Genomic DNA, 14,744 nt, shown 5'->3' with positions numbered 1-14,744 from the left:
ATAAAAGAGGTTTGATATGAAATCTTACCGAGAATCCATTTTTGGGAAGCTGGGAGGTCAGGAGATTCTGGCTTATACTTTTGAAAACGATCGAGGCTATCGTCTGACAGTCATGAACTACGGAGCGACCGTCATCCAGTATATCACTCCTGATAAAAATAATCACTTTGACAATATCGTCGTTGGCTTTGATCAGTTTGAGGATTATATTGGGAACAGTCCTAAGCACGGAGCCAGTATTGGTCCAGTCGCTGGACGTATTGCCAGTGCAACTTTTGAGCTGAATGGCCAGACCTTTCAGCTAGAGGCAAATAATGGCCCAAACTGCAACCATAGTGGCTCCAGCGGCTGGGACAGTAGCGTTTTTGAAGTAGAGGAAGTCAGTAATGACGGACTTACCTTTTATACAGAGCGGACTGACGGAACTGGCGGTTTTCCTGGTAATCTGAAAATCTGGGTTTCCTATACCCTGACAGAGAAGGGCGAGCTGGAAATCTCCTATCAAGTGCAGACAGATCAGGATACCTTGGTCAATCCGACCAACCACAGCTATTTCAACCTGTCTGGTCGTTTCAATCAGCCCATTGATGATCATATCCTACAGCTCAATACTGATGGTGTTTATCCTATCGCAGCTGACGGCCTTCCTGAAAAAAAGGCTGATGCAGAGCGCGACTTTGTCAAGAAGCTGACCAAGGGCGCTGCCCTTAAAGAAATTTTCGATGCGCTTGACGAGCAAATCCAGCTGGTATCTGGCTTGGATCATCCCTTTGCGTTAAAACCAAGCCGAGACCAGGCAGGCACGCTCTATCATCCAGCATCGGGCCGCCGCCTGACCATTCAGACTCAGGCTCCCTGCCTCGTGATTTATTCAGCGAATTGCGTGGATGATTCTATTCGGTTTGACGGACAGCCTATGATTCAGCATAATGGCTTGGCTCTGGAAGCTCAGGCCCTGCCGGATGCCATTCACAGTAGCCAGCAGTCAGATGTCATTCTCAAGGCCGGTCAGATTTTTACCAGCAGGACAGTGTATTTTGCTGATGTAAAAGCAACTTTATAAAGAAACAATCGCGAAAGAGCACAGAAAACGGCAGTACCTCCTTCTGCCGTTTTTCTTTGTCCAGTTTTCAGAGACTATGTTTCCATAAGTAGCTAATTTAAGCAAGTAAAAAGCCTCCACAATCAAAAGCAAAATCTTTTTTGCTAACTGAATTTTACTTTAAGTTTTTCTTAAGCTAAGGCTGCTATACTTATTTTTATCAAATGAAGCCCCCTAACTTTGTTTGATAATCCTAAACTTTTTCATAATAATCTCCCATAAAGGCCACCCAATCCGGTGGTCTTTTTTTGCTCAAATTTTAGAATAAGACAGGATGTTTATCGGATTGTAACTCAAATGTTAAATTTTAAAGGATACGTTATACAAAGTTAAGGTTTCTTTAAGTTAGGGGCAGTATACTATGAGTATCAAATGAAGACCTCCTAACTTTATTTGATAGAAATCCTAAACTTTTTCATAATAATCTCCCATAAAGGCCACCCAATCCGGTGGTCTTTTTTTGTGTTCAGACGCGAATTAGATTTGCTTCCTCTGCCTTATTTTCTGCTATAATAGTTCTATGAGTAGAATTTTAGATAATGAATTAATGGGTGATGAGGAATTAGTGGAGCGCACCTTGCGTCCCCAGTATTTACAGGAGTATATCGGTCAGGACAAGGTCAAGGACCAACTGAAGATTTTTATTGAAGCGGCTAAGCTAAGGGATGAGGCGCTGGACCACACCCTGCTTTTTGGTCCTCCAGGTCTGGGGAAGACGACCATGGCCTTTGTCATTGCCAATGAACTAGGCGTAAATCTCAAGCAGACTTCTGGTCCGGTGATTGAGAAGTCTGGTGATTTGGTTGCGATCTTAAATGACCTTGAACCGGGGGATGTCCTCTTTATAGATGAGATTCACCGCTTGCCAATGGCAGTAGAGGAAGTGCTGTACAGTGCCATGGAAGACTTTTATATCGATATTATGATTGGCTCAGGTGAGACCAGTCGCAGCGTCCATCTGGATTTGCCGCCATTCACCCTGATTGGGGCGACCACTCGGGCGGGCATGCTGTCCAATCCTCTGCGGGCTCGCTTTGGGATTACCGGTCACATGGAGTATTATGAAGCTGGTGACTTGACGGAAATCGTCGAGCGGACGGCAGAGATTTTTGAGATGGATATTACTCACGAGGCTGCGAAGGAGCTGGCTCTGCGTAGCCGAGGCACACCGCGGATTGCCAACCGTTTGCTCAAGCGGGTGCGGGACTACGCGCAGATTATAGGCAATGGCCTGATTGATGATAAGATAACCGACCAGGCTCTCTCTATGCTGGATGTGGACCAGGAAGGTCTGGACTATGTGGACCAGAAGATTTTGAAGACTATGATTGAGGTCTACGGTGGCGGTCCGGTAGGGCTTGGAACCCTCTCAGTCAATATTGCTGAGGAGCGTGAAACAGTAGAGGATATGTATGAGCCTTACCTGATTCAGAAAGGCTTTGTCATGCGGACACGGACTGGGCGCGTGGCTACCCGCAAAGCCTATGAGCATTTAGGATATGAGTATATGAAGGAATGATGACAGAAAAGGAGATTTTAGACCGATTAGGTCAAGATCCAGACATCCGAGCAATTTTGGAAATTATTCGCAGTCTGGAGCTCAAGGATTCTTGGTTAGCAGCTGGATGTTTGAGGAATTTTATCTGGAATATGCTGTTAGAGCGACCAGGTTTTGACTCAGAGACGGATGTAGATGTCATTTTCTTTGATCCGAGTTATGCTGAGGCAGAGACGATAGAGCTGGAAGGCAAGCTCAAGGCAGACTGGCCACAGTATCGATGGGAGTTGAGAAATCAAGCCTATATGCACCGCCATAGTCCTGGAACGGCGCCTTATAAAAATGCTTGCGAAGCCATGAGTAAGTATCCTGAGCGCTGCACGGCTATCGGACTGCGCTTGCCGGAAAATGACAAACTGGAACTTTTTGCTTCCTATGGTTTGGAGGATATCTTAAACTTTCAGGTTAGACCGACTCCTCATTTTCTTGAAAATAAGGAGCGCCAGCGTGTCTATGCTGAGCGCTTGGTTAAGAAGAATTGGCAGAAACGCTGGTCCCAGCTGGAATATCACTATCCTGATAAATAGGTATAAGCTAAGAGTAAAATGTTTAAGTTATTTTAAGGAAGTTTTAAGAAATGGATATTATACTATAAGCAAGTTAAGAAATTAACTTAACTCCTAAAACTTTTTTCTTTTTAAAAAATAATCTCCCTACAAAAAGCCACCAAACGGTGGTTTTTTGCTATTTTCAGACATGAGAGGGGCAGGGCTTGCCAGTTTTCAACGAGAATCAGGAAACTGTAAACGATTCAGAGCTAATTTTTGCCATTATTTTGTTATAATAGATAGCGAGGTATTGTATGAAGAAAATTGTATTTGTATGTTTGGGCAATATCTGCCGTAGTCCGATGGCAGAGTTTGTCATGAAGAGTTTAACAGACCAACTGAAAATCGAGAGCCGGGCAACTTCAAGCTGGGAGCATGGCAATCCCATTCATCGGGGAACACAGGCTATTTTTAAGAAATATGCCATTGCTTATGATAGGAACAAGACTTCTCAGCAGATTTCGGCAGCAGATTTTGCGGATTTTGACTACATCATTGGTATGGATGAAAGCAATGTCCGAGATTTGAAGCGGATGGCGCCTGAGGATTTTCAGCATAAAATTTATCAGTTTGAAGAAGAAAGTGTGCCAGATCCTTGGTACACAGGAGATTTTGACCAAACCTATGATTTGGTCTTAGCTGGCTGCAAGAAGTGGCTAGAGCGTTTGGATGGATAGGAATATGGATAAAGTAAAAGAATTTTACGATAAATACAAGGTCTATCTGACCCGGCAGAATTTAGAACTCTTGGCTGTAACGGTCATTGTGCTGTCAGCTATTCTGGTCTTTACTTCGGGGATTCCTGGTAAGGGCGTTTTAACGCTGGATCAGGGCAAGATCAAGTATGACGGAACCTTGGTTCGCGGGAAGATGAACGGTCAGGGGACTATGACTTTTCAAAATGGGGACAGTTATAGCGGTCAATTTCGCAATGGCATTTTTGACGGCAAAGGGACCTTTACCTCGCAGGCTGGCTGGAAATACGAAGGGGACTTCAGCAAGGGTCAGGCCGATGGACAAGGAAAGCTAACGACAGAAGGCAATGTCGTTTATGAAGGAACGTTTAAACAAGGAATTTATCAAAATGCGCATTAAATGGTTTTCGCTCGTCAGAATCACGGGGCTGCTTCTAGTTCTGCTTTATCATTACTTCCAGGGCGTTTTCCCTGGCGGTTTTATTGGCGTGGATATCTTCTTTACCTTTTCTGGCTTCTTGATTACTGCTCTGCTTATTGACGAGTTTGCTAAGAAGAAAGAAATCGATATCCAAGGCTTTTTCAAACGGCGTTTTTATCGGATTGTACCGCCTCTGGTCTTTATGATTTTGGTCGTTATGCCCTTTACTTTCTTAATTCGTAAGGATTTTGTGGCTGGGATTGGGACGCAGATTGCGGCTGCTTTGGGCTTTGTGACCAACTTTTATGAAATGCTATCTGGTGGCAGTTATGAGAGTCAGTTTGTGCCGCATATCCTGATCCATACTTGGAGTCTGGCTTTAGAAGTGCACTATTATGTTCTTTGGGGCTTGGCTGCTTGGGGCTTGGGCAAGGTTGCCAAGTCAACAGCCCGCTATCGCGGTATGATTGCGCTAGTCTCTGCAGGTCTCTTTTTGCTCAGCTTTGTATCAATGTTTGCTGGCGCTTTGACCACTAAGAATTTCTCTGATATCTATTTCTCAAGTTTGACCCACGTCTTTCCTTTCTTTGCAGGAAGCATCTTAGCAACCTTGTCTGGTGTCGGCCATGTTAGCAATCGCTTTAAAATGCTGGAGCAAAAGCTGGCTCTCAAGCAAGTGCTAGGAATTATGGGGGGCAGCGCAGCTGTTTTGCTTTTGCTCAGCTTCCTACTCAAGTTTGACAATCTTTGGACCTACCTGGTAGGATTCTTGATTTCAACTATCTTGGCTTGTCTGATGATTTTTGCTGCTAGGATGTTGCATGACAAGCTCCCTGATGTGAAGGAGCCTAGCCTTATCAACTTTATCGCGGATACCAGCTATGGTGTTTATCTCTTCCACTGGCCATTCTATATTATCTTTACCCAGCTGATGAGTAACGGCTTGGCTGTTCTCTTGACCACGCTGCTGTCTCTTACTTTTGCAGCTTTGTCTTTCTATATCTTGGAGCCAACTCTGGCTGGTCGTCAGCCGGTTATCATGGGAACCAAGATGAACCTATCGTCTCTTACCAGACCAATCTTTTACAGCATGATTCCGCTGACTTTGATTATGTTCTTTATCTCGGTGACAGCACCAAAGGTCGGAGCTTTTGAGGAAAGTTTGATTGTCAATGCTCTGAATCAAGCAGATACAAAGATGCAGACAACTCGGAGTCAAGTTGATCAGTCCAAGGCGACTGAGTACAATGTGGCGGACGGGATTACCATGATTGGTGACTCCGTTGCCCTACGCTCAAGCGAACAATTGCAGCAGATTTTACCAGGAATCGAGCTAGACACTGTTGTTAGCCGTAGTCTGAGCACAGGTTTGGAGGTCTATAAGACAGATATTGCTAATAGGGTGCTGAAGAAGCAGGTTGTCCTGGCTCTCGGGACCAATTCGTCTGGTTACTCGAATGAACTTTTGGATGAATATGTTTCCAGCCTACCTAAGGGGCATCAACTGATCCTCGTGACTCCTTATGACGGTCGCTCAGAGGGCGGTGTTTTAGCCCAGCAGCGGGAGTATGAGCTAGAATTAGCCAAAAAGTACGACTATGTCTTTGTGGCTGACTGGCATCAAACTGCTATCGAAAATCCGCAGATTTGGGAAGGGACAGACTATGTCCACTTTGGCTCGAACTCAGAGTCCATCATTGAGGGAGGAACTCTCTATGCCAATACCATTAAGCAAGCCATAGATGAAGCAAATTCTGGCAATGTGAAACCATAAATGATCAGCTCGGTTCGTCCGAGCTTTTTATATTTAAACAAAGAAAGCGCTTTCATATATTATGTGAAAGTAAAAGTATGTGAAATCTCTAAAAAATAAAAAATTTTTTCACAAAAACTAAAAGAATAGGCTGTAAAATCAGTAAATTTGTTACTTGTTTCACAAATTAATAGAGAAAAGTTTGTGAATGTTAAGTGAAAGTGTTTACAAAAATCATTAAATGGGTTATAATTGAATTGTGAAATGTTTAACAAAGGTTAGGGTTCTTCGTCTAACCTAAGGCAAAACCATTGGAGGAATAGAATGGCTGAAAAGAAGAAAACGGTAGAACAAGAAGACAAGGCTTTGGCAGCGCAAAAGCATGTCGACGAATTGGTGCAAAAAGGTCTGGTTGCACTCGAGGAAATGAGAAAGCTGAATCAGGAACAGGTGGACTACATCGTAGCCAAGGCCTCTGTAGCAGCTTTGGATGCCCATGGTGAGTTGGCTCTGCATGCTTATGAAGAAACGGGTCGCGGAGTTTTTGAAGATAAGGCAACTAAAAACCTTTTCGCCTGTGAGCACGTTGTGAATAATATGCGCCATACGAAAACTGTCGGCGTTATTCAGGAAGATGATGTGACTGGTTTAACCTTGATTGCGGAGCCAGTGGGTGTTGTCTGCGGAATTACTCCAACAACTAACCCAACTTCAACAGCTATTTTTAAGGCTTTGATTTCCTTAAAAACACGTAATCCGATTATCTTTGCTTTCCACCCATCTGCTCAAGAATCTTCTGCCCATGCAGCACAAATCGTTCGTGATGCAGCGATTGCAGCAGGTGCGCCTGAAAACTGTGTGCAATGGATTACACAACCATCTATGGAAGCAACTTCTGCACTTATGAACCACGAAGGGATTGCGACTATCCTTGCGACCGGTGGTAATGCAATGGTGAAGGCTGCCTATTCATGCGGAAAACCAGCCCTTGGGGTTGGTGCCGGAAACGTACCAGCTTATGTGGAAAAATCAGCTAATATTCGTCAAGCAGCGCACGATATCGTTATGTCTAAGTCTTTTGACAATGGTATGGTCTGTGCCTCTGAGCAAGCCGTTATCATTGACAAGGAAGTTTATGATGAATTTGTAGAAGAGTTCAAATCTTACCATACTTACTTTGTAAATAAGAAAGAAAAAGCTCTGTTGGAAGAATTCTGCTTCGGTGCTAAGGCAAACAGCAAGAACTGTGCTGGTGCTAAGCTTAATCCGGATATCGTTGGTAAGCCAGCTACTTGGATTGCAGAGCAGGCAGGCTTCAGCGTGCCAGAAGATACGAATATCTTGGCTGCAGAGTGTAAAGAAGTTGGTGAAAAAGAGCCATTGACACGTGAAAAACTGTCACCTGTCATCGCTGTGCTCAAGTCTGAATCTCGTGAAGACGGTGTTGAAAAAGCCCGTCAAATGGTAGAATTCCATGGTCTTGGTCACTCAGCTGCTATCCATACAGCGGATGAAGAGTTGACTAAGGAATTTGGTAAGGCTGTTCGTGCCATCCGTGTTATTTGCAACTCACCTTCTACTTTCGGCGGTATCGGAGATGTTTATAATGCCTTTCTGCCATCACTGACTCTGGGCTGTGGATCTTATGGTCGCAACTCAGTTGGTGATAACGTTAGTGCTGTGAATCTCTTGAACATCAAAAAAGTAGGAAGACGTAGAAATAATATGCAATGGATGAAACTCCCTTCAAAAACTTACTTCGAGCGTGACTCTATCCAATACCTGCAAAAATGTCGTGATGTGGAACGTGTCATGATCGTTACAGACCATGCTATGGTAGAGCTTGGTTTCCTAGATCGTATCATCGAACAACTTGATCTTCGTCGTAATAAGGTTGTTTACCAAATCTTTGCAGACGTAGAACCAGATCCAGATATCACTACAGTTGAACGTGGTACAGAGATTATGCGTACCTTCAAACCTGATACAATCATCGCGCTTGGTGGTGGTTCACCAATGGACGCAGCTAAAGTAATGTGGCTCTTCTATGAGCAACCAGAAGTGGACTTCCGTGATCTTGTGCAAAAATTCATGGATATCCGTAAACGTGCCTTCAAATTCCCGTTGCTTGGTAAGAAGACTAAGTTTATCGCAATCCCTACAACATCTGGTACAGGTTCAGAAGTAACACCGTTTGCCGTTATCTCTGACAAGGCTAACAACCGTAAGTACCCAATCGCTGACTACTCTCTGACTCCAACTGTAGCCATCGTAGACCCAGCTCTGGTACTGACTGTTCCAGGATTTGTTGCAGCAGACACTGGTATGGACGTGCTGACCCACGCAACAGAAGCTTATGTATCTCAGATGGCAAGCGACTTTACAGATGGTTTGGCTCTCCAAGCGATCAAACTAGTCTTTGAAAATCTGGAAAGCTCTGTTAAGAACGCTGACTTCCACTCTCGCGAAAAGATGCACAATGCCTCTACTATCGCTGGTATGGCCTTTGCCAATGCCTTCCTGGGAATTTCCCACTCTATGGCCCATAAGATTGGTGCTCAGTTCCATACGATCCACGGTCGTACTAATGCGATCTTGCTGCCATATGTAATCCGCTACAACGGTACACGTCCAGCTAAGACAGCGACATGGCCTAAGTACAACTACTACCGTGCGGATGAGAAATACCAAGACATCGCTCGTATGCTTGGCTTGCCAGCTTCTACTCCAGAAGAAGGTGTTGAATCATTTGCGAAAGCTGTCTACGAACTTGGTGAGCGCGTTGGTATCCAAATGAACTTCAAGGCTCAAGGAATTGATGAAAAAGAATGGAAGAAACATTCTCGTGAATTGGCTTTCCTTGCTTATGAAGATCAATGTTCGCCAGCTAACCCACGCCTTCCAATGGTTGACCATATGCAAGAAATCATCGAAGATTCTTACTACGGTTACAAAGAACGTCCAGGACGCCGCAAATAAACGAGCAGCTTCCTCAATAAAAAATAAGACAGTCTGTCGGTCATCCCCTACCCTTTGGTAGGGGATTTTTCTATGTGTCTTAGCGAGGCAAGACCGTCGGTCGAAGCTGAGCTTAGAGACATGGATGCTGAGGAACGCAGTGACGTGAGTGCTAGGTTTCTTAAGGAAAGGAGCTTGCTAGGGTAAAAAGTCGTAAACCTTCTGACTACTTGTGATTGAGTGAGCTTTTGTGCTAAGATAAGGGGACAATGGAAAAAAGGAGAGTAATGTGATTTTTTTATCTTTATGGGCTGGGCTGCTGAGTGGTCTTTGCTGGTTATTGGGGGATATTCTGCTGGTTGGCTTTGAGGTAGATAAGGAAAGTTATGCTTCTTTTACGGAGCAGAGTCGGATTGGCAATAAGAATCTGGCTATGCTGATGCTGTCTGGCTCTGTCGGTCGGCTGCGTCTGGGCGCTCTGGTGGCTAACTTCTCAATCCCTCTTATGTTAGTCTCGCTTTATGCTCTCTTTGGTTTGACAAATAAGGGCCTGTGGGCCTATCTGTCAATTGCCTTGTTAGGAATTGGATTTGCTCTGTCGCCGGTGGCACATGTGGCCTTTTACTACGTTGGGATCATTAGCAAAAAGGCTTATAAACGAAGCAGCGGACTGGTCTGCTCAGACGAAGATAGCAGGCTTATCAATGAAGCAGTCCTCTTTCTAGATATAACCTGGCGGACAGCTATCGTTCTGACAGGTCTAGGCTGGCTCGTTTACTCGCTGCTAATAGTTACCGGTCAGACAATATTGCCTGCTTATCTGGGGCTACTGACTCCTTTACCGCTCAGTCTGTTGACTATCTTACTGATAGAAAAGCTGAGAATCGGACGCCCCTACCTTAACGGAGCTGGCCTAAACATAGGATTTAGTTTGTTCTATTTACTGCTCCTGCTTCATATAGGTTCTTAGGCGGCGAATCGGTAAAATTTCAGAAAAAACAGAAAATCTGTATATTAACCTATTGAATATTTCCTCTTTCTATGGTATGATGAAAGAGGTTTCAAGAATCGTTGGGAGGATAAGACATGAAAAACCCTACTTTACTTAAAGAAATGTTAGATTATCGCGGAAGAGATGAAATGCCCGACGATTTTGATACCTTTTGGAATAAACAAGTGGCGGAGGTGGAAGTGCCTCAGGACTACCAGTTGCTGGAAAAAGATTTTCAAATTGCATATGCGACTTGCTATGAGCTAACCTTCAAGTCTGGAAGCGGTGGACAAATCTACGCTAAGCTAGTTGTGCCGAAGTTATCAGAAAAAGTTCCGGTATTGTTTCATTTTCATGGTTATATGGGGCAGGGCTGGGATTGGGCTGATATGCTGGCCTATACGGCAGCGGGCTGGGGTGTGGTGTCGATGGATGTTCGTGGTCAGTCAGGATATTCACTGGATGGTGATAGAGAAGTCCGCGGCAATACTGTTAAAGGACATATTATCCGCGGGGCTCTGGATGGACCGGATCAGCTTTTTTTCAAGGATGTCTATCTGGATGTTTACACCTTGGTCGAACTAGTGGCTGGTTTGGACTTCGTGGATGAAAACCGTTTGTCTAGTTTTGGCGGTTCACAGGGCGGAGCCTTGGCCTTGGTAGCAGCTGCTTTAAATTCTCGGATTAAGCAGACTGTAGCCATCTATCCCTTCCTTGCTGACTTTAGACGGGTTTTGGAGATTGGCAATACCAGTGAAGCCTATGATGAGCTCTTTCGTTATTTCAAATTCCATGATCCTTTTCATGAGACAGAAGAGCAGTTGTTGCAGACACTTGCTTATATTGACGTGAAAAATCTGGCCCATAGTATTAGCTGTCCAGTGCAGATGATTATTGGTCTGGAGGATGATGTTTGCTATCCTATCACACAATTTGCCATTTATAACCGCTTGGCTGGAGAAAAGGAGTATCATCTTCTGCCTGAGTATGGGCATGAGGCTATGAATGTCCGTGTCAGCGATACTGTCTTTAACTGGCTCTGCGGAACCAAAATAAAAAGACTTTCTCTCATTTCGGATTTTAAATCCGAGAGATAATATTTGTCCCCCTTTGGGGCTAGGCCTTTGCCTAGCCCTTTTTACTTGCCTGAGGGAGTATAGAAAGTGAGAACCTTTTTAGAAGTTTGCTTGCTCTTTCATTGACTTTTCTACAAAAGGAATCCTGAAAGTACTTTCAGGAATTTCTGTTTTTCTGGAAAATTCGGAAACTATAATCTAAATCTCAAACAATATTGAAAGCGCTTTAAAAATTATTTATAATAACATTATGAAATACTCGAGTTAAAAAATGGAGTCTAGGATAAGGACGTAAAAATATTTGTTTGCGCCTTCTTCTCTGCTCCACCTGAGGTCCTAGGTAGTTGTTAGACTATCTGATCAGACCGATGTCTTACGAAAGGAGATTGTATATTCATGTCACAGATTTTAAAAGATGACTTGATAGCTAAGATTAAAGACGGCATCATTGTTTCCTGTCAAGCCTTGCCCCAGGAGCCGCTTTATACGGAAGCTGGAGGAGTGATTCCTCTCTTGGTCAAGGCAGCTGAGCAGGGCGGTGCTGTAGGTATTCGAGCTAATAGCGTTCGCGATATTCGGGAGATTAAGGAAGTAACTTCTCTGCCTATCATCGGAATTATCAAACGCGACTATCCGCCACAAGAGCCTTTTATCACGGCTACCATGCGGGAAGTGGATGAGTTGGCTGCTCTAGATATTGAAGTCATTGCTCTGGACTGTACCAAGCGGGAGCGCCATGATGGCCTGACAATTGCGGATTTCATCAAGCAGATCAAGGCCAAGTATCCCCATCAGCTATTGATGGCAGATATCAGCACCTATGAGGAAGCCGCTGCTGCTGTAGAAGCTGGTGTAGACTTTGTCGGCACGACCTTATCGGGCTACACTTCCTACAGCCCTAAGGTTGACGGACCAGACATTGAGCTTATCCGCCGCTTGTGCCAAGCAGGCTTTGATGTCATCGCTGAAGGAAAGATTCACTATCCGAGTCAAGCCAAGCAGATACATGATTTGGGTGTAAGAGGCATCGTTGTCGGCGGAGCCATTACTCGCCCTAAAGAAATTACAGAGCGCTTTGTTGCAGGATTAAAATAAGTGAGGTAGATGAATGACAACCTTAACACTAAATAAACTATATAAAAAATATCCTAATAGTGATTTTTACTCTGTTGAAAATTTTGATTTGGATATTAAGGATAAGGAGTTTATCGTTTTTGTAGGCCCTTCCGGTTGCGGGAAATCAACAACCTTGCGGATGATTGCAGGACTTGAGGATATCACAGAAGGGGAGCTCTATATTGATCAAAATCTTGTCAATGACATTGCTCCTAAAGATCGGGATATCGCCATGGTTTTCCAAAATTATGCCCTTTATCCTCACATGACTGTTTATGACAATATGGCATTCGGACTCAAGCTTCGCAAGTATGATAAGGCTGATATTGATAAAAGGGTTCAGGAAGCAGCGGAAATCCTTGGGCTGAAAGAGTTGCTGGATCGTAAACCAGCCGACTTGTCTGGTGGTCAGCGTCAGCGGGTAGCTATGGGGCGGGCGATTGTCCGTGATGCCAAAGTCTTCCTCATGGATGAGCCTTTATCTAACTTGGATGCTAAACTGCGCGTGTCCATGCGGGCAGAAATCGCAAAAATTCACCGCCGTATCGGAGCGACGACAATCTATGTAACCCACGACCAGACCGAGGCCATGACCTTGGCTGACCGCATCGTTATCATGTCAGCTACTAAGAACGAAGCAGGAACAGGTACTATCGGCCGAATTGAGCAAATCGGTACGCCTCAGGAACTTTATAACGAACCAGCTAATAAATTTGTGGCAGGTTTTATCGGCAGTCCAGCCATGAATTTCTTTGAAGTGAACTTAGAGGGCAATCAGCTTACAGATGGACAAGGCTTTGCTGTTGGACTTCCAGACGGTCAGCGTAAAATCCTAGAAGAAAAAGGCTATCAAGGGAAGAAAGTGATATTAGGCATTCGACCAGAGGATATCTCAGCTGAGTTGATAGCTGCTGATGCTTTCCCAGATTCTGTTGTTGAAGCAGAGATTATAGTTTCTGAACTTTTAGGAAGCGATTCTATCCTTTATTGTAAAGTAGGAGTTCAGGAATTTTCTGCACGTGTTGCTGCTCATAATTACCATGAAGCAGGGCAGAAAATAAACTTAGTATTCAATATTGCGAAAGCACACTTCTTTGAATTAGAGAACGGTTCACGTATTAAATAAAATTTTATAAGGAAATTTTAATTATGATTGTAACGGAAATTAATAATCTATCAACTTATGTAGGAGTAAATCCATATTTTGAAAGATTAATAAATTTTTTAAAAACAGTTGATTTGGGAAGTCTTCCAGAAGGGAAGATAGATATTGAAGGTGATAAATTATTTGGCAATTGTTTTAGTTATGTAGCAGATGGTCAACCAGGAGATTTCTTTGAAACTCATAGGAAATATCTTGATATCCATCTGGTGTTAGAAAATACAGAAGATATGGCAGTTTCTTCTGTTAAAAGCACAACAGTTAGTCAACCTTATAATAAGGAAAAGGATATTGAGTTATATGAAGGAAAAGTGGAGCAGCTTATTCACTTGAAATCTGGAGAATGTTTAATAACATTCCCTGAGGATTTGCATCAGCCCAAAGTTCGTGTAAATGATCTACCCTTAAAAAAAGTAGTATTTAAAGTAGCTATTTCTTAAATAGAAAGAGGTAAACTATGAAAAATCTAAAGAAATTTTTATTCGTTCTTCTAACAGGACTTGTTGCACTGATAATCAGTGGTTGTTCTCCAAGTGGAGGAAATAGTAAAGGAAATGATTCAGGTGAATTATCTGGGGAAATCGTTATGTGGCACTCATTTACACAGGGACCTCGTTTAGAAAGTATCCAGAAATCTGCAGATGAATTTATGAAGAAGCATCCAAAAGTTAAGATTAAAATTGAAACTTTTTCTTGGAATGACTTTTACACCAAATGGACAACAGGCCTTGCTAACGGAAACGTACCTGATGTCAGTACAGCTTTGCCGAACCAAGTAATGGAAATGATTAACTCAGATGCTATTGTTCCATTGAATGATACAATTGACAAAATTGGAAAAGATCGTTTCAATAAAACAGCTCTGAATGAAGCAAAAATTGGCAGTGATTACTATTCTGTTCCTCTTTATTCCCATGCGCAAGTGATGTGGGTACGAACAGATTTATTAAAACAACACAATATTGAAGTACCTAAAACTTGGGATGAACTTTATGAAGCATCTAAGAAATTAACAGCTGATGGAGTTTATGGTATGTCAGTGCCGCTTGGTACGAATGACTTTATGGCTACTCGTTTCCTGAATTTCTATGTTCGTAGTGCAGGAGGAAGCCTGTTAACAAAGGATAAGAAGGTTGATTTAACTAGCGATTTGGCTCAAGAAGGAATCAAATACTGGGTGAAAATGTACAAGGACGTTTCTCCTAAAGATTCACTCAATTATAATGTATTACAACAAGCCACCCTATTCTATCAAGGTAAGACAGCCTTTGATATGATTGACTATTTCAAGCGCAACGGTGTCCTGGTCAAAGAACTCAAGGAAGACAGCGGCAACTATAAAAAAGGCGATTTGGTTGTCGATA

At 43.3% G+C, this 14,744-nt stretch carries 13 protein-coding genes and 1 pseudogene; all 14 read left to right on the top strand.

Annotation, left to right across the window (positions count from 1 at the left end; all coding sequences use genetic code 11):
• Positions 1-16 precede the first annotated feature (16 nt).
• Positions 17-1,063, top strand: coding sequence for an aldose epimerase family protein (locus K4H96_RS06400; RefSeq protein WP_223337842.1), 1,047 nt, complete (start codon positions 17-19; stop codon positions 1,061-1,063).
• Positions 1,064-1,622: 559 nt separating this feature from the next.
• Entirely contained in the window at positions 1,623-2,621 is a 999-nt protein-coding gene (ruvB, locus tag K4H96_RS06395) for a Holliday junction branch migration DNA helicase RuvB (protein WP_223337841.1), read from the top strand.
• Positions 2,618-3,187, top strand: coding sequence for a nucleotidyltransferase family protein (locus K4H96_RS06390; protein WP_223337840.1), 570 nt, complete (start codon positions 2,618-2,620; stop codon positions 3,185-3,187). The genes ruvB and K4H96_RS06390 overlap by 4 nt, the downstream gene beginning before the upstream one ends.
• A 275-nt stretch (positions 3,188-3,462) precedes the next feature.
• Positions 3,463-3,885 (top strand): low molecular weight protein-tyrosine-phosphatase, encoded by a 423-nt coding sequence (locus K4H96_RS06385; protein WP_223337839.1) that lies wholly within the window; start codon positions 3,463-3,465, stop codon positions 3,883-3,885.
• Positions 3,878-4,303 (top strand): MORN repeat-containing protein, encoded by a 426-nt coding sequence (locus K4H96_RS06380; RefSeq protein ID WP_002907692.1) that lies wholly within the window; start codon positions 3,878-3,880, stop codon positions 4,301-4,303. Before K4H96_RS06385 ends, K4H96_RS06380 begins: the two co-directional genes overlap by 8 nt.
• On the top strand, positions 4,293-6,098 hold the full coding sequence (locus K4H96_RS06375; RefSeq protein WP_317628011.1) for an acyltransferase family protein: 1,806 nt from the start codon (positions 4,293-4,295) through the stop codon (positions 6,096-6,098). The genes K4H96_RS06380 and K4H96_RS06375 overlap by 11 nt, the downstream gene beginning before the upstream one ends.
• 303 nt (positions 6,099-6,401) lie before the next feature.
• The gene (gene adhE / locus K4H96_RS06370) at positions 6,402-9,056 is read left to right on the top strand and encodes a bifunctional acetaldehyde-CoA/alcohol dehydrogenase (protein ID WP_223337837.1); all 2,655 of its coding nucleotides are present in this window, start codon (positions 6,402-6,404) and stop codon (positions 9,054-9,056) included.
• Between the two features lie 81 nt (positions 9,057-9,137).
• Positions 9,138-9,242 (top strand): annotated as a pseudogene (locus tag K4H96_RS06365) (shikimate dehydrogenase); the annotation flags it as partial.
• Between the two features lie 82 nt (positions 9,243-9,324).
• Positions 9,325-10,005, top strand: a complete 681-nt coding sequence (locus K4H96_RS06360) for a DUF6796 family protein (protein WP_223337836.1) — start codon at positions 9,325-9,327, stop codon at positions 10,003-10,005.
• A 116-nt stretch (positions 10,006-10,121) separates the two neighbouring features.
• Positions 10,122-11,123, top strand: coding sequence for an acetylxylan esterase (locus K4H96_RS06355; RefSeq protein ID WP_223337835.1), 1,002 nt, complete (start codon positions 10,122-10,124; stop codon positions 11,121-11,123).
• Between the two features lie 375 nt (positions 11,124-11,498).
• Entirely contained in the window at positions 11,499-12,197 is a 699-nt protein-coding gene (locus K4H96_RS06350) for an N-acetylmannosamine-6-phosphate 2-epimerase (protein WP_223337834.1), read from the top strand.
• Positions 12,198-12,210: 13 nt separating this feature from the next.
• Positions 12,211-13,344, top strand: a complete 1,134-nt coding sequence (locus tag K4H96_RS06345) for an ABC transporter ATP-binding protein (protein WP_002894430.1) — start codon at positions 12,211-12,213, stop codon at positions 13,342-13,344.
• A 23-nt stretch (positions 13,345-13,367) separates the two neighbouring features.
• On the top strand, positions 13,368-13,820 hold the full coding sequence (locus tag K4H96_RS06340; RefSeq protein WP_002894431.1) for a YhcH/YjgK/YiaL family protein: 453 nt from the start codon (positions 13,368-13,370) through the stop codon (positions 13,818-13,820).
• A gap of 17 nt (positions 13,821-13,837) precedes the next feature.
• Positions 13,838-14,744: ABC transporter substrate-binding protein (locus tag K4H96_RS06335; protein WP_227956426.1), on the top strand; the 907-nt coding region annotated here is incomplete at its 3' end.

It is taken from the genome of Streptococcus sanguinis, from assembly GCF_020729765.1.
Classification (GTDB): domain Bacteria; phylum Bacillota; class Bacilli; order Lactobacillales; family Streptococcaceae; genus Streptococcus; species Streptococcus sanguinis_Q.
Note: the sequence above shows the minus strand (reverse complement) of the source record. Positions and strands in the feature narration are given on the sequence as shown.

Coding starts and splice junctions, on each gene's coding strand:
- K4H96_RS06345 (WP_002894430.1), top strand. CDS start 12,211: ATGACAACCTTAACACTAAATAAACTATATAAAAAATATCCTAATAGT.
- ruvB (WP_223337841.1), top strand. CDS start 1,623: ATGAGTAGAATTTTAGATAATGAATTAATGGGTGATGAGGAATTAGTG.
- K4H96_RS06380 (WP_002907692.1), top strand. CDS start 3,878: ATGGATAGGAATATGGATAAAGTAAAAGAATTTTACGATAAATACAAG.
- adhE (WP_223337837.1), top strand. CDS start 6,402: ATGGCTGAAAAGAAGAAAACGGTAGAACAAGAAGACAAGGCTTTGGCA.
- K4H96_RS06375 (WP_317628011.1), top strand. CDS start 4,293: ATGCGCATTAAATGGTTTTCGCTCGTCAGAATCACGGGGCTGCTTCTA.
- K4H96_RS06340 (WP_002894431.1), top strand. CDS start 13,368: ATGATTGTAACGGAAATTAATAATCTATCAACTTATGTAGGAGTAAAT.
- K4H96_RS06350 (WP_223337834.1), top strand. CDS start 11,499: ATGTCACAGATTTTAAAAGATGACTTGATAGCTAAGATTAAAGACGGC.
- K4H96_RS06390 (WP_223337840.1), top strand. CDS start 2,618: ATGATGACAGAAAAGGAGATTTTAGACCGATTAGGTCAAGATCCAGAC.
- K4H96_RS06400 (WP_223337842.1), top strand. CDS start 17: ATGAAATCTTACCGAGAATCCATTTTTGGGAAGCTGGGAGGTCAGGAG.
- K4H96_RS06355 (WP_223337835.1), top strand. CDS start 10,122: ATGAAAAACCCTACTTTACTTAAAGAAATGTTAGATTATCGCGGAAGA.
- K4H96_RS06385 (WP_223337839.1), top strand. CDS start 3,463: ATGAAGAAAATTGTATTTGTATGTTTGGGCAATATCTGCCGTAGTCCG.